The sequence below is a fragment of the Escherichia sp. MOD1-EC6842 genome (genome assembly GCF_002965705.1).
Classification (GTDB): Bacteria; Pseudomonadota; Gammaproteobacteria; order Enterobacterales; family Enterobacteriaceae; genus Escherichia; species Escherichia ruysiae.
This window is the reverse complement of sequence record NZ_PTRF01000005.1, coordinates 97784-118305: the sequence shown is the minus strand read 5'-3', so window position 1 is coordinate 118305 and position 20522 is coordinate 97784. Positions and strand designations below refer to the sequence as shown.

Sequence of the window (20522 nt, the reverse complement as noted above, 5' to 3'; positions counted from 1 at the left end):
TCAGTCCTACATTGTTTCTGCAATATATTGAATTTGCATGATTTTGTAGGCCGGATAAGGCGTTCACGCCGCATCCGGCATGGACAAAGCGTACTTTGTCAACAATCTGAGGCTGCGTCAGATGCAGTGCCTCGTTCCATTTACAAAATGCCGAATGCGGAACAAACAATAGAGAGCACAAACGTCACGCCGATTAACAGCACCGGATGCGCTTTTTTCACCCGCAGGAAGTAATACATCAGCAGGGTATAGGCCATCGGTAAAATATTCGGGAAGACTTTATCGAAGAAATCCTGTTGCAGTGCGACGCTGTGGCTACTGTCGATAGCAAACGACGTCACCACGTTAATATGCACATACGAGGCAATCAGCCCGCCGATTACCGTGATTCCGAGGATGGTTGCCGAACGGGCGATCATTTGCGAGTTCTCTCGTACTTTATCGATCGCCTTCACGCCGACCGAATAACCGACGTGGGTCCAACCGACGCGCAGGAAAAAGATAAGCAGGTAAACGGCGAAAAACAGAATCGGCCCCAGCAGGTTTCCCTGGCTGGCGAATGATGAGCAAATCCCCGCCATAATTGGCAACAAGGTAAACCAGAAAATCGCATCGCCAATTCCGGCGATTGGGCCAAACAGCGCCACTTTCAGACCTTTAATGGTGTCGCGGTTTTCCCCTTTCTCTTCCATCGAAATTAATAACCCCATCAGGAATCCGACCAGATTCGGGTGGGTATTAATAAATTCGAGGTTATCTTTCATTGCCGCGCTTAAGCCCGGTTTGTCGTCCTTATAAATCTTTTTCAGGATCGGCAACATTGCCCAGGTAAAACCGCCTGCCTGCATCCTTTCGTAGTTAAAGCTCGCTTGCAGCAGCGACGAACGAAAGCCCAGGCGGGTGATATCTTTTTTACTGATTTCAGATCCCATTGCTGTAGTCCTCTTCTTCATTTTTACTGGCAACGGGCTGCGGTTGCGCTTGCTGCCGGGATTTCGCATTGAAAAACTCATACACCGCAAAGCCTGCGCCCAGTACGGCAACCGGCAACAGGTTGCTGACCTGGATGTAGCAAACAAACAGGAAACCGGCGATCAGGTAAGGAATATATTGCGCTTTGAACATCACGCGCAGCAGCAGGCCAAAACCAACGGCAGGCAGAATGCCGCCAGCCACTTCAAAGCCGTGGGTCAACCAGGCGGGCATTGCTTTTACCAGCGCCTGCATCGCACCCTGCGCCAGGTAAGTACAGAGGAAAGCAATCACCGCATACGAAAAGGCAACAATCAGCATCGTTGTCCAGTTAAGTCGGGAAAACGCTGCTGTATCCGCCTCTTGTGCGCATTTATCGGCTTTGGTCATAAATAATGAGAAAGCGGAATAGAAGAACAGAATGACGTATTGCATTAACAAACTAAACGGCAGGCCAAGACCAATTGCCGTTTTGGCATCGACGCCCGTAGACCACGCAATGACGGTGGTCATCAGACCCGCCATAATTGGGTTGGGCGGCTGAACACCCCCGGCAGGGGTTAATCCGGCGAAAGCCAGCTCTGTCAAGCCACCGGTAATTAAGCCAGTCTGAATATCACCGAGAATAGCACCTGTAAGGGTACAAACGATTATCGGGCGGAATAAAAATAAGGCTTCCAGCCAAAAATCAATCCCCAGAACGAAAACTAATGCCGCCAGGGATAATCCCTGAAGTAGGGTTATTTCATGCATTTTTATTACCTCAAACCAGTATTAAGGCGATGTTAGATTTAGTCAGGGATTTGTTCTTTTTGATCGCCCGGGACGTCCTGAATAAAAACATTCACGCCGCGTTGTTTAATAAAGAGTAAGTCCGTGAGATCCTGATCATCGACATAAACTTTACTACTTATTTGCTTTTTCCCTTCCGAGAAATGCATATTGCCGACGTTGACATCTTTCAGCTCAATGCCACCTTCTACTAATTTACGTACCGTTTTCGGCGTACGGCAAATCAGAAAAATCTTCTGATGTGGTGCAGCTTTGCCGATGACATTAATGGTTTTTTCGACAGTAAAGAAACGGATACCAAAGCCGTAGGTTTCCGCAGTAATACCCATCAGTTTCTGTTGGATATCATCGTTAGCGACAACATCATCCACGACCACCAGCAGATTCGCACCGATGGTGGATGTCCAGGTCACGCCAACCTGGCCATGAACCAGACGGTTATCGATACGGGTTAAGAGAATATTTGGACTGCTCATTGTATAATCCTCACCATAAATTTGAATAATATAATCTTTTTAAATATATTATTGTTGCGATATTGTACTGATGTATTTATTAAGGTTTACTCATTTCCTTTGCCATTAAGGCACTACCCGATATTAGTCGAGCAGTACTTATTAATAAATCGTATAAATTTAATGGTTATGCTGAAATTCGATTCGCCGAACCACAGACATTAATTTTATTCCTGACAACGTCTTTCATTGCATCCATGCCGACGCGCATATAATAGCGAGGATCATTACCCTGCGGGTTTTCCGCAAACCAGGCTTTAACCGCGCCGGCGAAGGCAATTTTCAATTCCGTGGCGACATTAACTTTCGTCACACCCAGTTTAATAGTCCAGCGAACAAATTCATCCGGGACATTGCTGGCGCCATGCAGTACCAGAGGGATGTCTACCATTTCACGAATTTCCGCCAGCCGCTGAAAATCAATTTTCGGTATTTTCCTGTACAGGCCATGCGCCGTACCAATCGCCACCGCCAGGCTGTCGACGCCAGTCAGTTCGACAAAGCGTCTGGCTTCTTGTGGGTCGGTGAGGAACGCGCTTTCGGCGTCAACACTTATATCATCTTCCACGCCTCCCAAACGGCCCAGTTCCGCTTCCACGCTGCAATCCTGCGAGTGGCAGAAGTCGACGACCGATTTCACCAGTTTTACGTTTTCAGCAAACGGGAAGTGACTGCCATCGATCATCGCGCTGCGCACGCCAGCGTGGACTTTACGGCGAATATCATCGAGCGATTCGTGGTGGTCGAGATGCAGCACAAGCGGCATGTTGTAGGTTGTGGAATAGGCGCTACACAGGGCGTAGATCTCTTCCAGCGCGATATGTTTAAAAGTCCCTGGCGTCCCGGCGAGGATCACCGGCGATCGCATTTCACTGCACACTTCGAGGATCGCCTGGATCGTCTCGGCGTTATGGATGTTAAACGCAGGCACCGCGTAGCCATTGGCCTGGGCGTCTTGTAACAGATATTTGGTGGAGATAATGCTCATAATGCGATCCTCTTATTCCTGCCACGGATGAATAATTACGCCTTGCACCACGCGGTTTACGGTGCCACTGGCTGATGGGGAATCCGGCGTATTGCCCATATGCAGCGACTGCATCAGTGCAAAGGTCTGGGCGTACATCAGGAAGCAAAATGCCTGCTCAACGTCGATAAAGTGACGGGATGGCGGCAGGATGATATGCGGGCCGGCGGCAACAATGTCGTTGCTTTCAGCGGCGATGGCGATCACGCGCATTGCCTGGTTATCGCGGCGGAGTTCTGCCAGCAGATCAAGATCATACTGACGGGTGTAAGGATGGCTGGAGACAAACACCACGACCAGCGTTTCATCATCGACCAGTGATTTCGGGCCATGACGGAATCCGGTCGGGGAATCATAAAAGGCCGCCAGTTTACCCGCCGTCAGTTCCAGCACTTTCAGCGCCGACTCACGTGCCGCGCCCTGTAAGCCACCGCTGCCGAGATAAACGATCCGTTTCCACGGCGCGTAACCAAACACGCCTTCGCTGAAATCGCCGAGCGAGGTCAGGATCGCCTGGCAACGATCCGCCACGTCGCGGAAGGTCTGGCTGTTGATTGTCTCAGGCGCGAAAACCGCGAGGCAGCTGGCCATCATGGTGGTAATACTGCTGGTCATCGCAAAGCCGCGATCGTGCGTTTCTGCGGGCATCAGCAGGGCAAACGCGTTATCGCTGTTGAGCGCGTTTTGATAGAGATCGCCCGCTTCATTGCAGGTGATCGGCAGGTGATAGCACTCTGGTACAAACTGATTCGCCAGTTCCACGGCGGCGACGCTTTCCGGGCTGTTGCCGGATCGACCGAAGGAGATTAACAGCAGCGGGTGGGCTGGATTCAGGTAGTCCATCGGATTGGTAACCAGATCGGTGGTCGGTACGGCGCTGAAGTTTTTGCCGGTATGGCTGGCGAGCCACGGCGCGATGATGTCACCGATAAATGCCGAGGTTCCGGCACCGGTCAGGATTACCCGCAGGTTCTCTTTGCGCAGTAACGGTTCAAGAAAGTTATTGAGCGCGGAACGTAGCGCGTCAATGTTGGCGAGCGAACGAAGCCACGCGCGAGGCTGATGGCGGATCTCTTCTTCAGTCCATGTACCGGTGGTGGCAGGGGGGTAATTTTCTGGCATAACTCAATCCTTAGTTTGATGAACTTGACGTCGGGCGTTATAGCTTTCGCTTACCTTTCGTTTCATTTCACTTGGTGATATCTTTCGTTGATTAAAATTTATAGAAAAGAAACTGAAAGTTCAATGAAGAGAAAGGAAATAAAACGAAATTTGTGATCGTTGAAAGAAAAGACAAGGGAAGATAAAGGGATTGTTTGATGGGGGGATATTTGCACCGATTACCGGATGCGGCGTAAACGCTTTATCCAGCCTGGCTGTCACCAACCGCAGGTCGGATAAGACGCGTCAGCGTCGCATCCGACACCGGTGCAAAAGTCAAAACAAAAGAAAAAAGGCCTTGTGAGGGAAGTGAAAGCCAGATAAAGAAACGAAAGTGTAAAACGCCACTCACAGTCTTTTACCAATAGCGGCGGGGCGCTTACCTCATATTCCTTCCTCGACCGGACATTCTTCATGGCAGCGGCCTAACTCGTCCACCAGACTGGTCAGCCCACGGTGTCCGCACTCCAGCGCCTGCACACGGAATTCTTCTCCGCTTAACCCTTCGCGCTCCAGCACCATTTCCAGTAATAGTTGCAAATTGGTGCCGGTGATCACTTCACAGCCCGGTTTTTGCATCGCCAGCGTTGAAGCTACGCGAAACGGTGTGCCGCCCAGCAAATCCGTCAGAAAAACAATGCCGTCTTCACAATCCAGTTGGGCGATGGCTTCTTCAAGCTGCGATGTAAGCAGCGCGGTGCTTGAGGTTTCCGGAAAATCAATGGCGATAAACTGTGATTGCTCACCGAGGATTTGCTTCATTGCTTTTTCCATGCCGCTGGCAAATCCACCATGCCCTGTCAAAATAATACTTAACATCTAATACCTCATTGTATTTAAAGGAAATGACAGAATTTACCGACGATGCCGAGAACCACAGTGATTGCAATCAGGCGCAGCGGACTCCAGCCGCGACGTACCAGCCAGAACATGGTCAGGGTATAGACCAGCGGTAAGAAGGCAGGCATCAGTTTGTCGATAACGTCAGTCTGTAGCTTAACCACTGCGTCGCCTGCCGTGATTTCCAGTGTGGTGCTTAAACGGACATAGGTTGCTACCAGCGCGCCGATCACCGTCATCCCGACGATAGACGCCGCATGACCGACTTTTTTGGTATTCGCTTTAATTAGCGGGATCGCCGCCACGCCCATTCGATAAGCGTAATGCGCAAGACCAAAACGCAGACCGAGATGCACCACGTTGAATAACACGATAAATACCACGGCGCCGAGAATAGAGCCTTGCAACGCCAGACTGGCACCAATCCCGCCGCAAATTGGCAGCAACGTCAGCCAGAACATCGCATCGCCAATCCCGCCGAGCGGCGCACCGACAGCAATTTTGGTGCTCTGAATACTGTTAACGTCCTGCTTAGAACGCTCCATCGCAAGGATAATGCCGATCACAAACGTCACCAGAAACGGGTGAGTATTGAAAAAGCCCATATGGCCTTTCATGGCGCGCGCCAGGTCGCGTTTATTGGTATGGATCTTTTTCAGTGCAGGCAGCAGACCGTACAACCAGCCGGAAGCCTGCATACGTTCGTAGTTGAAAGAAGCCTGTAACAGCATGGAACGCCATGCGACGCGATTGATATCTTTTTTCGTTAACTCCGCGCCAATGCTTTGATCTTCATATACGTTTTCATTGACGCCAGTCAGCAGTGCTTCTTCGTTTTCACTGACGTTCGGCAGGGTCGTTTGATTAGATGCCATCTTCAAATTCCTCTTTCTGTGCCGCAGGTTGAATCGGTTCAGGAGATTTACGCAGCAGGTCGATCAGCGCCATCGCCAGCGCGGCAGCAGCAATAGCCAGCACCGGTAACTTGAGCCAGGCGGCGGCAACAAAGCCCAGGATGAAGTAGGGGATGTAGACGTTTTTCATCATGATTTTCAGCAGTACGGCAAAACCGATTGCTGGCATGATGCCGCCTGCGACGCCGAGGCCGTCGATTAAGCGTTGCGGCAGGACATCAATGATGGTTTTGGCATGTTCCGCACCGAAGTAAATCGGCAGGAAAGCGCAGAGAAAATAGAAGATGCCGAGCGCCAGCAGCGCCAGATAGTTCACGCGCTCAATGCCGCGTGTATCGGCATTTTCCGCCATCCTGTCGCAGCGGGACATCACGCCAGACATCACCGAGAACAGGAAGGTAATCCCCATCTGTACCGCGACGGCGAAAGGTACGGCGATACCGACCGCGACATCGGGTTTCACACCGGTGGTAATAGCAAATGCCGTACCGACTATAGTACCGATAATTACGTTAGGCGGCTGTGCGCCCGCCAGCGGAGCCAGCCCCATCCATACCAGTTCCAGCGTACCGCCGGTTAAAATACCGGTATGTAGATCGCCAAGTACCAGCCCAACCAACGGTCCAAGAACCACCGGGCGATGTATATGGGTTAAGCCGTTAAACATATCCAGGCCAGCGATAAAGGCGAGAATGCCCAACACGAATGCCTGCAACAGACTGATTTCCATAATGAATCCCTCAAAGTAATTTAAAGAGCTCCACAGCAGGTTCTGTCGGGACGCCCTGAACGAAGCATTCCACTCTGGCGGTTTTCAGATCGTTAAACGCCGCGATATCACCCGCATCTACAGAAACCGTTTTGGCGATTTGCTGCTTGCCATTGGTGTAATGCATATTGCCAACGTTAATGCGACTCACCGGGACACCACCTTTTACCAGCGTCAGGAAATCGGCTGGTGTTTTGCAAACCAGCAGGATTTTCTGCCGGTCAGCGGCGCGATGGATGTTGTCGATCACTTTTTGCAATGACCAGAAACGCACGGCGATCCCTTCTGCCAGTACCATTTCCATCAGGTTTTGTTGTACCGGATCTTCGGCTACCTCGTCGTTGGCGACCAGAACCAGATTTGCCCCCGCAAATCCGACCCACTGAACGCCGACCTGACCGTGAATCAAGCGTTCATCAATCCGGCTTAAAACAATATTTGGCATAGCGTGTTCCTCTTGTTTTGGTTATTGGCCTCCACAGGCTGTGTGGTACTGCGCCAGGATGTCCTGAATATGGTTGATAATGAGCGCCCTCGGCGTTGGTTGTAGCTCGCCGGAGCGAACTTTGACGTATTGCAGCGGCAGATACTGGCTGATGAGCGGCAGCGGAATTGGGGCATCCGCCAGGTTACGAATCAGATGGGCGAAAGCGTTATCAATCTGGCTGTCCGGCCAGTAGTAGCGCACGCGATCTGAGTAGCTGTAACCGCGTGCCAGACGACGTGCGTTGCCGTCACCGTGGTAGTGGCTTTGCCAGTATTCCGGGCGATCGAGCATCACGTTTTCCAGTATCTGACGCAGACCGGAACAGGCTTTCGCTGGCACCAGCTCTTCTTCAATCGCCGCCAGAGAAAACAGGGCTTCACGCAGGGCGAAGGTCAGCGCCGGGCCAACTTTCAGAATGGCAAAGTGGTCGATTACCAACTGGCGCAGCGATTGCGGCGTTTGATAATCGGTAGAGTGAGCTTCGAAAATCAGCGTTTCATAGTGTTCAACCATCTGGCTTAAGGCGGTCGCTTTGGCTGGCTGATAATCAATAACGTTGGTGTGATCGAATTCGACGCCGGGTTGTACTACCAGGGCAATGATGCGTGGCCAGATGGCATTCAGACCCTGCTTTTCAAAAGCGTGACGATGAGCTTCCAGCGTGGCGCGGGCGGCATCCGGCGTGGTGACCGCCAGTTCGCTTAAGGTTTCATGAGCGCCGCCAGGCACCGGCACTTCAGTACCAATGACATACACCAGATCGGCTTCGCCAAAGTGTTCGCGGCAGGTTTCTTCCGCCACTTTCGCCAGACGGGCAGCGCGTTCAGCCACGATATCATCGGTTAAGGGAACCGGATCGCCCTGACAGGACATACTGCAATCAAGATGGATTTTTTTGAACCCCGCCGCGACGTAGCTTTTAATCAAATCATCGGCATTGTCCATCGCCTGAGCGGCAGGCAGATTCTGCCAGCGGTTTGGCCCCAGATGGTCACCGCCGAGAATCAACGCGTCTTGCGGGAAATTCAGCGAGTCGGCAAGCTGGCAAACAAAGCCGCGAAAATCGGCGGGCGTCATTCCGGTATATCCGCCGAACTGATCCACCTGATTGGAGGTTGCTTCAATCAGTAACGGCGTTTGGTTTGCGAAGGCGTAGTGGATGGCGGCTTCCAGTACCAGCGGATGCGCGGAGCAAACGGCATAAATCCCATTTGTTTTGCCCTCTTTGTGCTGTCTCACCATTTCTATCAGATATTTCACTTTCCTCTCCAGGCCAGATAACTGCCATTGCTGATCTTTCGTTTTGTTTCAGTTGATACTGCGTCATGGTGAGGTAAAAATAAAACGAAAGGTAATTGTTTTCTGATCTGATTCACAAAAGAAACATAATGAAAGCTTCTGAAACAGGAGTCGCTTGCGTCAACGGGCAAGGTGGGCTTGCATTTGCTTAATAGAACGGTATTAATAATAAAAACGAAATGAAACGAAAGCTTTACGAAAGGATTTTCTATGAGTAATACCGACGCATCAGGTGAGAAACGAGTGACTGGCACCAGCGAACGACGAGAGCAGATCATTCAGCGCCTGCGTCAGCAAGGGAGTGTGCAGGTTAACGATCTGTCAGCATTATTTGGCGTTTCTACCGTGACGATCCGCAATGATCTGGCTTTTCTGGAAAAACAGGGGATCGCCGTGCGTGCGTATGGTGGCGCGTTGATCTGCGATGGCACAACGCTGTCAGTCGAGCCTTCGGTAGAAGATAAAAGCGCGCTGAACACGGCGATGAAACGCAGCGTTGCGAAAGCTGCCGTTGAGTTAATTAAGCCAGGTCATCGGGTGATCCTCGACTCCGGGACCACCACCTTTGAGATTGCCCGTCTGATGCGCAAGCACACCGACGTAATTGCGATGACCAACGGTATGAACGTGGCCAATGCTTTGCTGGAAGCTGAAGGGGTGGAACTGCTGATGACCGGAGGGCATCTGCGCCGCCAGTCGCAATCTTTTTACGGCGATCAGGCTGAACAATCGCTGCAAAATTACCACTTCGATATGCTGTTTCTCGGCGTAGACGCTATCGATCTGGAGCGCGGCGTCAGCACGCACAATGAAGATGAAGCTCGTTTAAACCGCCGGATGTGCGAAGTTGCGGAACGGATCATCGTGGTCACCGATTCCAGTAAGTTCAACCGCTCCAGTTTACATAAGATCATCGATACTCAGCGGATCGATATGATCATTGTCGATGAAGGCATTCCTGCGGATAGTCTGGAAGGACTGCGAAAGGCTGGGGTTGAGGTGATTCTGGTCGGGGAGTGAGAAATGGTGCCCGCTGGTCAAAACGGATGCGTTCGGCGGGCATTGTGAACACCATCAATGGGTTTCTTCAGTCTCTCTGGTGAGGGTTTCCCAGTCGGCAGGAGGATGTCCTCTTTTTAACATTTTGCTGAATACGGTATAGGCATCTGTTTTTTTACCGTAGGTGCGCAGCGTGTTTTCATCGTTCATCCATCCCAGAATGATGACTTTCTCTTTTTCGCTGTAACGAAAGAAGAGACGATAACGACCAGCGCCAAATTTTACCCGTGACCAGTCTTTATTTTTCCCTGAGCCTAACGACTTGCCATGACGGAATGCCGGTGATGATGGATTGACCGTGATATGCTCCTCAATAACTTTATGTACTACTGCCAATAACTTTGTGGCGGCTTTTTTCTGATAATTTTCAGGATCTTTCCCCTTTAATGTCTCAACTTCGGCAACTAAAGCGTCGTAGGTTTCCTGAAAGCAGGGATGAGCATATAGCGCCCAACCATTAACCCTTTGTGGAAAATCCATTATTCGTCGTCGCCAATCTCATCATCAATGTTGACGTCCATGCCAGCGACAAGTCTCTTTCCTTGTTGAATTTCGAATGGACGAGTTTTTTGCGGGTTGTTCTGGATATCTGCATCCAGAAAACGCAAAAATGCATTCATAGTATGATCCTCCTGTTCATCTCCCACACGGCACATAAATACTTGCCCACCAGGCAGGATTTCGTAATGAATGCTGTCCAGGCCTGGCTTCAGTTTTAAGGCCTCACGCACTGGCGCGGGGATAGTTGTTTGTCCGCGTATCGTGACCTTTGATTCAGTGGTCAGTACAGCGTTAGAGCGAGCATTAGCGGGCATTGTTCACTGTCCTTTTACAGCCTTTTTTCTGCTCAAATTATAATCTTCAACTAAGGTAATGCAAATGCATTATTAATGGATGACGGGACTTGAAACAATAAAAACATGGCACTAAGGCCATGTTTTGCGAGGCGCGTTCCAAAAGAAATCAGGTCACCGGCGCCGGGTTAAACACCGCCAGTTGGTTATGCAGTCTCCATTGATCCGAGAAGGTTTTCTTCTTCCCGCTGGCGACATCGAGAATAAAGTGGAACAGCTTCCAGCCCACCTCTTCAATGGTCTCTTCGCCGGTGGCGATAGTGCCCGCATTAATATCCATCAAATCAAACCAGCGGTTCGCCAGTTCGGTGCGGGTCGCCATTTTAATGACCGGCACCGCCATCAGACCGTACGGTGTGCCGCGACCGGTCGTAAATACTTGCACGGTAATCCCTGAAGCCACCTGTTGGGTGCCACAGACGAAATCGCTGGCTGGCGTCGCGGCGTAAATTAATCCGCGTTTGGTCGGACGCTGACCGGGTGACAGCACTTCTACAATCGCACTTTTACCTGATTTAGCAATGGAGCCGAGTGCCTTTTCCACCACGTTTGCCAGACCGCCTTTTTTGTTACCCGGCGAAGGGTTGGCGCTGCGGTCGGTTTTCCCCATATTGAGATAGTTGTCGTACCACTCCATCTCTTCCAGCAGGCGCTTGCCAACCTCTTCGTTAACAGCGCGCGGCGTCAGCAGATGAATGGCGTCACGCACTTCCGTGACTTCTGAGAACATCACCGTTGCGCCGCAGCGCACCAGTAAATCAGATGCATAACCCACTGCCGGGTTTGCCGTTACACCAGAAAACGCATCGCTGCCGCCGCACTGCATACCGACAACCAGTTCTGAAGCTGGACAGGTTTCTCGCTGCCGTTGATTTAATTTTTGCAGATGGCGCTCGGCAACTTGCAAAATATCCTCGACCATTGACTGAAAACCGACATGTTTTTCATCCTGCAAGCTGACAATACTGGCACTTTCCACTGGAATAGCCGGTACATCATCCGTGCCGATCAGCAGGCGCTCAGGTTGCAATTTCTCGCAACCCAGACCAATCACCATCACCTCACCGCCAAAGTTTGGGTTAAGCGAAATGTTGTGAATAGTACGAATAGGCACCACCGCCGCCGGAGCGTTAATCGCCACGCCACAACCGTACAGATGATTCAGCCCCACCACGCCATCGACGTTCGGGTATTTCGGCAGCAGGTCACGCTCAATGATTTTCACCACGTAATCCACCACGCCCGCCACACAGTGGACGCTGGTGGTGATGCCGAGCAGGTTTTTGGTTCCCACGCTGCCATCGGCATTGTGATAGCCTTCAAAGGTATAACCTTCAAGCGCCGGTAAGGGTTCCGGCACTTTAGTTGCTAGTGGCAGCGTGTGTAATGGCGGCGCTTCCGGCAGTACTACCATTGATTCGTCGATCCAACTTCCGCGTGGGATCGCGCGCACGGCGTAACCAATCACTTCGCCATAACGAATAATTTCACCATTAGCCGGAATGTCCAGCAATGCGACTTTATGCCCCTGGGGAATATGTTCAATTAATTCCAGCCCATCCGGAAAACGCGTTCCTGCTTTCAGGCCATTATCATTAACAATAATTGCCACATTATCTGTGTTGTGAACTTTTATATAAAACGCAGTCGGCGTTTCTTGTCTGATTTCGATGTTGGCCATTATCCCGTTTTCTCCGGTCGCTGGTAATAATAAATTTATGTTGATTGATTCTGATGACAGAAATAATTTTATCTGCGAGATGGAATAAGAGTGTCAGGAGATGAAAAGTCAGTATGTGATCAACATCACTAATTATCGTGATAGCAGGGTAACCGGGGCAGGCAAAGCGTAAATATGTGCATTGGCACGCAGCGTGATAGGCATATGCTCAAAATAATATTTATATCAGACAAACATAATGAGCATTTGCACAATGCCTATTGTTTCTGTGCTGATTATACTCATTGTCGAAAACGGATTTATTATTGTGCAGTGGCCAATATTCGTTAATAGAATATTTAATAAATAGCACTGACCTTTTTGCTATCGACTGAATATAAACATGATTAGTGGGATTGATGAATAAGGAACGCATGTGCCTTTTTAATCTTACTGCCTATTTTTATTGTCATCGAAGAGATTGCCCTCTTTCAATACTGCACCAGGAAGCCTGATTGGCGACATTAAACGTATGGAATTGCAGAAATAAGCAAAGGTATAAGCGATGAATAACGATATTTTCCCAAATAAGTTCAAAGCCGCGTTGGCAGCGAAACAGGTACAGATTGGCTGCTGGTCAGCACTTTCTAACCCAATTAGCACAGAAGTTCTTGGTTTAGCTGGCTTTGACTGGCTGGTGCTGGATGGCGAACATGCGCCAAACGATATCTCCACGTTCATTCCTCAGTTGATGGCTCTGAAGGGGAGCGTCAGCGCGCCAGTGGTGCGTGTACCGACCAACGAACCGGTGATCATCAAGCGTCTGCTGGATATCGGTTTTTATAACTTCCTGATCCCCTTTGTGGAAACGAAAGAAGAAGCGGTGCAGGCGGTGGCATCTACCCGTTATCCACCAGAAGGTATTCGCGGCGTCTCCGTTTCTCACCGCGCCAATATGTTTGGCACCGTGGCGGATTACTTCGCTCAGTCGAATAAGAACATCACCATTCTGGTGCAAATTGAAAGCCAGCAAGGCGTTGATAACGTTGATGCTATCGCCGCAACCGAAGGCGTGGACGGTATCTTCGTTGGCCCCAGCGATCTGGCAGCGGCATTAGGTCATCTCGGCAATGCGTCGCATCCGGATGTGCAAAAAGCGATTCAACATATTTTTAATCGCGCCAGAGCCAACGGCAAACCCTGCGGCATCCTCGCCCCTGTCGAAGCCGATGCGCGTCGTTATCTGGAATGGGGCGCTACGTTTGTGGCCGTTGGCAGCGATCTCGGCGTATTCCGTTCCGCCACGCAGAAACTGGCAGATACCTTTAAAAAATAACCACCACCGCAACAAGAGAGATGATTGATATGACTATGAAAGTTGGTTTTATTGGCCTGGGTATTATGGGTAAACCAATGAGTAAAAACCTCCTGAAAGCAGGTTACTCGCTGGTGGTTGCTGACCGTAACCCTGAAGCCATTGCTGAAGTGATTGCCGCAGGCGCAGAAACAGCGTCTACGGCTAAAACTATCGCTGAACAGTGCGACGTCATCATAACCATGCTGCCAAACTCCCCTCATGTGAAAGAGGTGGCGCTGGGTGAAAATGGCATCATTGAAGGCGCGAAGCCAGGTACGGTATTGATCGATATGAGTTCAATCGCTCCGCTGGCAAGCCGTGAAATCAGCGAAGCACTGAAAGCGAAAGGTATTGATATGCTGGACGCCCCGGTGAGCGGCGGTGAACCGAAAGCCATCGACGGTACGCTGTCAGTGATGGTGGGCGGCGACAAGGCTATTTTCGACAAATACTATGATTTGATGAAAGCGATGGCGGGTTCCGTGGTGCATACCGGGGAAATCGGTGCAGGTAACGTCACCAAACTGGCAAACCAGGTCATTGTGGCGCTGAATATTGCCGCGATGTCAGAAGCGTTAACGCTGGCAACCAAGGCGGGCGTTAACCCGGATCTGGTTTATCAGGCAATTCGCGGTGGACTGGCGGGCAGTACCGTTCTTGACGCCAAAGCGCCTATGGTCATGGACAGAAACTTCAAGCCAGGCTTCCGTATTGATCTGCATATTAAGGATCTGGCAAATGCGCTGGATACCTCCCACGGCGTTGGTGCGCAATTGCCGCTAACTGCTGCGGTTATGGAGATGATGCAGGCACTACGTGCCGATGGTTTGGGAACGGCGGATCATAGCGCCCTGGCGTGCTACTACGAAAAACTGGCGAAAGTCGAAGTTACTCGTTAATGACGTCGCGCCCGGATGGCGTATTGCAATCCGGGCCTGGAATCCAGGCCGAATAAGAGAAACGCCCTCCGGCGTCATGTGGTAACAGGCACAGGTATGAAAATCGTAATCGCCCCAGACTCTTATAAAGAAAGTTTATCTGCCAGCGAGGTTGCGCAGGCGATAGAAAAAGGATTTCGGGAAATTTTTCCTGATGCACAGTACGTTTCTGTTCCGGTTGCTGATGGCGGCGAAGGAACGGTGGAAGCGATGATTGCAGCTACCCAGGGTTCCGAACGTCACGCCTGGGTTACAGGGCCACTGGGCGAGAAGGTGAATGCCAGTTGGGGGATCTCTGGCGATGGTAAAACCGCGTTTATTGAAATGGCGGCGGCCAGTGGGCTGGCGTTAGTACCGTCGGAAAAGCGTGATCCGTTGGTGACGACTTCTCGCGGCACGGGAGAGTTAATTTTGCAGGCGCTGGAGAGTGGCGCGACCAGTATTATTATTGGCATCGGCGGCAGTGCCACCAACGACGGCGGTGCGGGGATGATGCAGGCGCTGGGGGCGAAGTTAAGCGATGTCAACGGTAATGAAATCGGTTTTGGCGGCGGCAGTCTTAATACCCTGAATGATATTGATATCTCCGGCCTCGATCCGCGTTTAAAAGATTGCGCTATTCGCGTCGCCTGCGATGTCACTAATCCACTGGTGGGCGATAACGGTGCTTCGCGTATTTTTGGCCCGCAAAAAGGGGCTAATGAAGCCACGATTATCGAGCTGGACAAGAATCTCTCTCACTATGCTGATGTCATCAAAAAATTGCTGCATGTTGATGTGAAAAACGTTCCTGGTGCAGGGGCGGCAGGCGGCATGGGGGCGGCGATAATGGCGTTTCTTGGCGCAGAGCTAAAGAGCGGCATTGAGATTGTGACGACGGCGCTCAATCTGGAAGAACATATTCATGATTGCTCGTTGGTGATCACCGGAGAAGGCCGCATTGATAGCCAGAGCATTCACGGTAAAGTGCCGATTGGCGTAGCGAACGTCGCGAAGAAATACAATAAACCGGTAATTGGTATTGCGGGTAGTCTGACGAAGGATGTCGGCGTTGTGCATCAGCATGGCATCGATGCTGTATTCAGCGTGTTGAACAGTATTGTTACGCTGAATGAAGCTTTCAGTGGGGCTTATGACAATATTTACCGTGCTTCACGCAATATCGCCGCGACGCTGGCGATTGGAATGCGTAACGCGGGGTGACAAGGGCGCGCAAACCCTCTATACTTCGCGCCGAAGCTGACCAGACAGTCGCCGCTTCGTCGTCGTCCTCTTCGGGGGAGACGGGCGGAGGGGAGGAAAGTCCGGGCTCCATAGGGCAGGGTGCCAGGTAACGCCTGGGGGGGAAACCCACGACCAGTGCAACAGAGAGCAAACCGCCGATGGCTCACGCAAGTGGGATCAGGTAAGGGTGAAAGGGTGCGGTAAGAGCGCACCGCGCGGCTGGTAACAGTCCGTGGCACGGTAAACTCCACCCGGAGCAAGGCCAAATAGGGGTTCATAAGGTACGGCCCGTACTGAACCCGGGTAGGCTGCTTGAGCCAGTGAGCGATTGCTGGCCTAGATGAATGACTGTCCACGACAGAACCCGGCTTATCGGTCAGTTTCACCTCTTCAACAGAAACCCGCCAGTGCAAAACTGGCGGGTTTTTGCTTTTGAAGCAGGCAGTAAGATGAATGACTGTCCACGACGCTATACCCAAAAGAAAGCGGCTTATCGGTCAGTTTCACCTGTTTTAACGAAAACCCGGCAGAGCAAACTGGCGGTTTTTTGCTTTTGGAGCGAGCGGTAAGATGAATGACTGTCCACGACGCTATACCCAAAAGGAAGCCCAATATAAACACTCTTTTTAGTCACCCCGTGCTCTCTTCTGATAACTTACTTCGAATGGCAATTATTAGTTTTGTGATCCTCAACACAAAATACTGTTCTGCAACCGGAATGCGAGAATAAATCATGGAAAACGATTGCATTCACAAAATGACGTTCTGCAAAAGAGACAATGAATGACGTTAATCAATTGTTCGAGATGATCAATATCTGTATTCGAGATTTTAAAATATTGATAAAATAAATGTTCTATCTCCAACAAATAGCGCAAAAAAATGTGATGTACCGCATTATTTATCTGTGGAAATGATTTATTTATAATAAAATTTGATAACTTGCTCATTAAATTTAACTTAAAAGTCGTCTGCGAAATACACGATAATTGCTTGAAATATCGTCTAAGAGCATTTTTTAATAACAAAAATTAAGTGTGTCGTTATCGCCATAAAATATGGTTATCCCCCCTTGTTTTTTTGATAAAAGTCAGCCTTTGTGTTGATTTTATTTATATAACCCATTGATATTAAATGATTATATGTCTTTAAGGATATGCCTGGAAAACTAATGAAAGTTAATTTGTGAGTGGTCGCACATATCCTATTCATTGCATTTTGATACACTTCATACCGTCAATGAGGTAATTAACGCGGGTTGTTATGAGCACTATTCTTCTTCCTAAAACGCAACACCTGGTAGTCTTTCAGGAAGTCATCAGAAGTGGCTCTATTGGCTCGGCTGCAAAAGAATTAGGGTTAACTCAACCAGCGGTCAGTAAAATCATTAACGATATCGAAGATTATTTTGGCGTGGAATTAGTGGTGCGGAAAAATACCGGTGTAACGCTGACGCCAGCGGGTCAATTGTTGCTCTCACGCTCCGAATCCATTACCCGCGAAATGAAAAATATGGTTAATGAGATTAGCGGTATGTCCTCTGATGCAGTCGTGGAGGTCTCATTTGGTTTTCCATCGCTGATCGGCTTTACCTTTATGTCCGGGATGATCAACAAATTCAAAGAGGTGTTCCCGAAAGCGCAGGTCTCAATGTATGAAGCGCAATTGTCCTCGTTCTTACCGGCTATCCGCGACGGGCGTCTGGATTTTGCGATAGGTACGTTAAGTGCAGAAATGAAGCTTCAGGATTTGCATGTCGAGCCGCTGTTCGAGTCAGAGTTCGTACTGGTTGCCAGTAAGTCCCGAACATCCACCGGCACCACCACGCTGGAGTCTTTGAAAAACGAACAGTGGGTGTTGCCGCAAACGAATATGGGATACTACAGCGAACTACTCACCACGTTACAAAGAAATGGCATCAGTATTGAAAACATTGTTAAAACCGACTCAGTCGTGACAATTTATAATCTTGTTCTCAATGCTGATTTCTTAACCGTGATTCCCTGCGATATGACTTCACCTTTTGGTTCTAATCAATTTATTACCATTCCGGTTGAGGAAACATTACCGGTAGCGCAATATGCCGCAGTATGGTCGAAAAATTATCGTATTAAAAAAGCAGCATCGGTTTTGGTGGAATTAGCCAAAGAATATTCATCTTATAATGGGTGTAGACGAAAGCAATTAATAGAATCTTGTTAGTTATTTGTTTTTTATTTAAACATAAATAATCCACCTGCCTTTTTGCAGGTGCTGGTTACGGTTACCTACATATTTAATTCAGGCTAAGAGGTTTTATAATGCATATTACATACGATCTGCCGGTTGCTATTGATGACATTATTGAAGCAAAACAACGTCTGGCTGGGCGAATTTATAAAACAGGCATGCCTCGATCTAACTATTTTAGCGAACGTTGCAAAGGTGAAATATTCCTTAAGTTTGAAAACATGCAGCGTACCGGGTCATTTAAAATTCGTGGCGCATTTAATAAATTAAGCTCCTTAACTGATGCTGAGAAACGTAAAGGTGTAGTGGCCTGTTCAGCAGGGAACCACGCGCAAGGGGTTTCGCTCTCCTGTGCGATGTTGGGGATTGATGGTAAAGTTGTAATGCCGAAAGGCGCGCCAAAATCCAAAGTTGCGGCAACGTGTGACTACTCTGCTGAAGTGGTACTGCACGGCGACAACTTCAACGACACCATCGCCAAAGTGAGCGAAATTGTCGAAACGGAAGGTCGCATCTTTATTCCACCTTATGATGATCCGAAAGTGATTGCCGGTCAGGGAACCATTGGGCTGGAAATTATGGAAGATCTTTATGATGTCGATAACGTCATTGTGCCAATTGGCGGTGGCGGTTTAATTGCCGGTATTGCGGTGGCAATTAAATCTATTAACCCGACCATTCGTGTTATTGGTGTGCAGTCAGAAAACGTTCACGGCATGGCGGCTTCTTTCCACTCCGGAGAAATAACCACGCACCGAACTACCGGCACCCTGGCGGATGGTTGTGATGTCGCCCGCCCGGGTAATTTAACTTACGAAATCGTTCGTGAATTAGTCGATGACATCGTGCTGGTTAGTGAAGACGAAATCAGAAACAGTATGATTGCCTTAATTCAGCGTAATAAAGTCGTTACCGAAGGTGCAGGCGCTTTGGCATGTGCTGCATTATTAAGCGGTAAATTAGACCAATATATTCAAAACAGAAAAACCGTCAGTATTATTTCTGGCGGTAATATCGATCTTTCTCGCGTCTCTCAAATCACCGGTTTCGTTGACGCTTAATTAATTCGTTGAGGATAGGATATGAGTACTTCAGATAGCATTGTATCCAGCCAGACAAAACAATCATCCTGGCGTAAATCAGATACCACATGGACGTTAGGCTTGTTTGGTACGGCAATCGGCGCCGGGGTGCTGTTCTTCCCTATCCGCGCAGGTTTTGGCGGACTGATCCCGATTCTTCTGATGTTGGTATTGGCATACCCGATTGCGTTTTATTGCCACCGGGCGCTGGCGCGTCTGTGTCTCTCTGGCTCTAACCCTTCCGGCAACATTACGGAAACGGTAGAAGAGCATTTTGGTAAAACCGGCGGTGTGGTCATCACGTTCCTGTATTTCTTCGCGATTTGCCCACTGTTGTGGATTTATGGCGTTACCATTACCAACACCTTTATGACCTTCTGGGAAAACCAGCTCGGTTTTGCGCCGCTGAACCGTGGCTTCGTGGCGCTGTTCCTGCTGCTGCTGATGGCGTTCGTCATTTGGTTTGGTAAAGATCTGATGGTTAAAGTGATGAGCTACCTGGTATGGCCTTTTATCGCCAGCCTGGTGCTGATTTCTCTGTCGCTGATCCCTTACTGGAACTCTGCGGTTATCGATCAAGTTGACCTTGGTGCGCTGTCGTTAACAGGTCATGACGGTATCCTGATCACCGTCTGGCTGGGGATTTCCATCATGGTTTTCTCCTTTAACTTCTCACCAATCGTCTCTTCTTTCGTCGTTTCTAAGCGTGAAGAGTATGAGAAAGACTTTGGTCGCGACTTCACTGAGCAGAAATGTTCACAAATCATCTCTCGCGCCAGTATGCTGATGGTTGCAGTGGTCATGTTCTTTGCCTTCAGCTGCCTGTTTACGCTGTCTCCGGCGAACATGGCGGAAGCAAAAGCGCAGAATATTCCGGTGCTTTCTTACCTGGCTAACCACTTTGCATCCATGACCGGCACCAAAACGACGTTCGCTATTATTCTGGAATATGCGGCGTCCATCATCGCGCTGGTTGCTATCTTCAAATCTTTCTTCGGTCACTATCTGGGGACGCTGGAAGGTCTGAACGGTCTGATTCTGAAGTTCGGTTATAAAGGCGACAAAACCAAAGTGTCGCTGGGTAAACTGAATACTCTCAGCATGATCTTCATCATGGGTTCAACCTGGGTTGTTGCCTACGCCAACCCGAACATCCTGGATCTGATTGAAGCCATGGGCGCACCGATTATCGCATCCCTGCTGTGCCTGTTGCCGATGTACGCCATCCGTAAGGCGCCGTCTCTGGCGAAATACCGTGGTCGTCTGGATAACGTGTTTGTTACTGTGATTGGTCTGCTGACCATCCTGAACATCGTATACAAACTGTTTTAATCCATAACTCA

21 protein-coding genes and 1 other RNA gene are annotated in these 20522 nt (G+C 49.6%); 8 read left to right on the top strand and 14 right to left on the bottom strand.

All coding sequences use genetic code 11. The features are described 5' to 3' along the window. Positions 1-140 precede the first annotated feature (140 nt). The 10 genes from agaD to kbaZ all read right to left on the bottom strand — a co-directional run bounded on the left by agaD (position 141) and on the right by kbaZ (position 8737). Positions 141-932, bottom strand: coding sequence for a PTS galactosamine transporter subunit IID (agaD, locus tag A7Z29_RS07920; RefSeq protein WP_000534348.1), 792 nt, complete (start codon positions 930-932; stop codon positions 141-143). Further along, positions 922-1725, bottom strand: a complete 804-nt coding sequence (gene agaC, locus A7Z29_RS07915; RefSeq protein ID WP_032226370.1) for a PTS galactosamine transporter subunit IIC — start codon at positions 1723-1725, stop codon at positions 922-924. Before agaC ends, agaD begins: the two co-directional genes overlap by 11 nt. 38 nt (positions 1726-1763) lie before the next feature. Next, positions 1764-2240 carry a PTS galactosamine transporter subunit IIB gene (gene agaB, locus A7Z29_RS07910; protein WP_105290070.1) on the bottom strand — a complete coding sequence of 159 codons (477 nt, stop codon included), beginning with the start codon at positions 2238-2240 and terminating at the stop codon, positions 1764-1766. 166 nt (positions 2241-2406) lie between these two features. Next, positions 2407-3267, bottom strand: coding sequence for a tagatose-bisphosphate aldolase subunit KbaY (gene kbaY / locus A7Z29_RS07905; RefSeq protein WP_105290069.1), 861 nt, complete (start codon positions 3265-3267; stop codon positions 2407-2409). Positions 3268-3279: 12 nt separating this feature from the next. Continuing rightward, positions 3280-4428 (bottom strand): AgaS family sugar isomerase, encoded by a 1149-nt coding sequence (locus tag A7Z29_RS07900; protein ID WP_001114846.1) that lies wholly within the window; start codon positions 4426-4428, stop codon positions 3280-3282. A 423-nt stretch (positions 4429-4851) separates the two neighbouring features. After that, positions 4852-5286, bottom strand: a complete 435-nt coding sequence (agaF, locus tag A7Z29_RS07895) for a PTS galactosamine/N-acetylgalactosamine transporter subunit IIA (protein ID WP_000948824.1) — start codon at positions 5284-5286, stop codon at positions 4852-4854. Positions 5287-5303: 17 nt separating this feature from the next. Further along, positions 5304-6182, bottom strand: a complete 879-nt coding sequence (agaE, locus tag A7Z29_RS07890) for a PTS N-acetylgalactosamine transporter subunit IID (RefSeq protein ID WP_024212648.1) — start codon at positions 6180-6182, stop codon at positions 5304-5306. Then, entirely contained in the window at positions 6172-6951 is a 780-nt protein-coding gene (gene agaW, locus A7Z29_RS07885; RefSeq protein ID WP_000406229.1) for a PTS N-acetylgalactosamine transporter subunit IIC, read from the bottom strand. Before agaW ends, agaE begins: the two co-directional genes overlap by 11 nt. Before the next feature lie 10 nt (positions 6952-6961). After that, a complete protein-coding gene (gene agaV / locus A7Z29_RS07880; protein WP_032226366.1) occupies positions 6962-7435 on the bottom strand; it encodes a PTS N-acetylgalactosamine transporter subunit IIB in 474 nt (157 codons plus the stop codon). 21 nt (positions 7436-7456) lie between these two features. Next, complete coding sequence (gene kbaZ, locus A7Z29_RS07875) at positions 7457-8737, bottom strand: tagatose-bisphosphate aldolase subunit KbaZ (protein WP_105290068.1); 1281 nt, start codon at positions 8735-8737, stop codon at positions 7457-7459. 249 nt (positions 8738-8986) lie between these two features. On the opposite strand from kbaZ, the gene agaR reads away from it, so the two are divergent. Further along, positions 8987-9796 carry an aga operon transcriptional regulator AgaR gene (agaR, locus tag A7Z29_RS07865; RefSeq protein ID WP_000072177.1) on the top strand — a complete coding sequence of 270 codons (810 nt, stop codon included), beginning with the start codon at positions 8987-8989 and terminating at the stop codon, positions 9794-9796. 54 nt (positions 9797-9850) lie between these two features. On the opposite strand, the gene yhaV is transcribed toward agaR, so the two are convergent. The 3 genes from yhaV to garD all read right to left on the bottom strand — a co-directional run bounded on the left by yhaV (position 9851) and on the right by garD (position 12370). Next, positions 9851-10315: a type II toxin-antitoxin system ribonuclease toxin YhaV gene (yhaV, locus tag A7Z29_RS07860; protein ID WP_032221941.1), complete on the bottom strand. Its 465-nt coding sequence runs from the start codon at positions 10313-10315 to the stop codon at positions 9851-9853. After that, on the bottom strand, positions 10315-10650 hold the full coding sequence (gene prlF, locus A7Z29_RS07855; protein ID WP_016159726.1) for a type II toxin-antitoxin system antitoxin PrlF: 336 nt from the start codon (positions 10648-10650) through the stop codon (positions 10315-10317). The genes yhaV and prlF overlap by 1 nt, the downstream gene beginning before the upstream one ends. 148 nt (positions 10651-10798) lie before the next feature. Continuing rightward, positions 10799-12370 (bottom strand): galactarate dehydratase, encoded by a 1572-nt coding sequence (garD, locus tag A7Z29_RS07850; RefSeq protein ID WP_105290067.1) that lies wholly within the window; start codon positions 12368-12370, stop codon positions 10799-10801. A gap of 544 nt (positions 12371-12914) precedes the next feature. Here garD and garL point away from each other — a divergent pair. The 4 genes from garL (at position 12915) to rnpB (ending at position 16256) form a co-directional block, all read left to right on the top strand. Beyond that, on the top strand, positions 12915-13685 hold the full coding sequence (garL, locus tag A7Z29_RS07845; protein ID WP_032226361.1) for a 2-dehydro-3-deoxyglucarate aldolase: 771 nt from the start codon (positions 12915-12917) through the stop codon (positions 13683-13685). Between the two features lie 29 nt (positions 13686-13714). Beyond that, positions 13715-14605, top strand: a complete 891-nt coding sequence (garR, locus tag A7Z29_RS07840; RefSeq protein WP_024165151.1) for a 2-hydroxy-3-oxopropionate reductase — start codon at positions 13715-13717, stop codon at positions 14603-14605. Between the two features lie 96 nt (positions 14606-14701). Beyond that, positions 14702-15847 (top strand): glycerate 2-kinase, encoded by a 1146-nt coding sequence (gene garK / locus A7Z29_RS07835; protein ID WP_105290066.1) that lies wholly within the window; start codon positions 14702-14704, stop codon positions 15845-15847. Positions 15848-15879: 32 nt separating this feature from the next. After that, positions 15880-16256: RNase P RNA component class A (rnpB, locus tag A7Z29_RS07830), an RNA gene on the top strand. A gap of 343 nt (positions 16257-16599) precedes the next feature. Here rnpB and tdcR read toward each other — a convergent pair. Beyond that, positions 16600-16818 carry a transcriptional activator TdcR gene (gene tdcR, locus A7Z29_RS07825; RefSeq protein ID WP_038808901.1) on the bottom strand — a complete coding sequence of 73 codons (219 nt, stop codon included), beginning with the start codon at positions 16816-16818 and terminating at the stop codon, positions 16600-16602. Between the two features lie 313 nt (positions 16819-17131). Here tdcR and tdcA point away from each other — a divergent pair, with 313 nt between their 5' ends. The 3 genes from tdcA to tdcC all read left to right on the top strand — a co-directional run bounded on the left by tdcA (position 17132) and on the right by tdcC (position 20511). Continuing rightward, complete coding sequence (gene tdcA, locus A7Z29_RS07820; RefSeq protein ID WP_000104199.1) at positions 17132-18070, top strand: transcriptional regulator TdcA; 939 nt, start codon at positions 17132-17134, stop codon at positions 18068-18070. Between the two features lie 98 nt (positions 18071-18168). After that, positions 18169-19158 carry a bifunctional threonine ammonia-lyase/L-serine ammonia-lyase TdcB gene (tdcB, locus tag A7Z29_RS07815; protein ID WP_000548353.1) on the top strand — a complete coding sequence of 330 codons (990 nt, stop codon included), beginning with the start codon at positions 18169-18171 and terminating at the stop codon, positions 19156-19158. Between the two features lie 21 nt (positions 19159-19179). Then, positions 19180-20511, top strand: a complete 1332-nt coding sequence (tdcC, locus tag A7Z29_RS07810; protein WP_000107715.1) for a threonine/serine transporter TdcC — start codon at positions 19180-19182, stop codon at positions 20509-20511. The last annotated feature ends 11 nt before the right edge of the window (positions 20512-20522 follow it).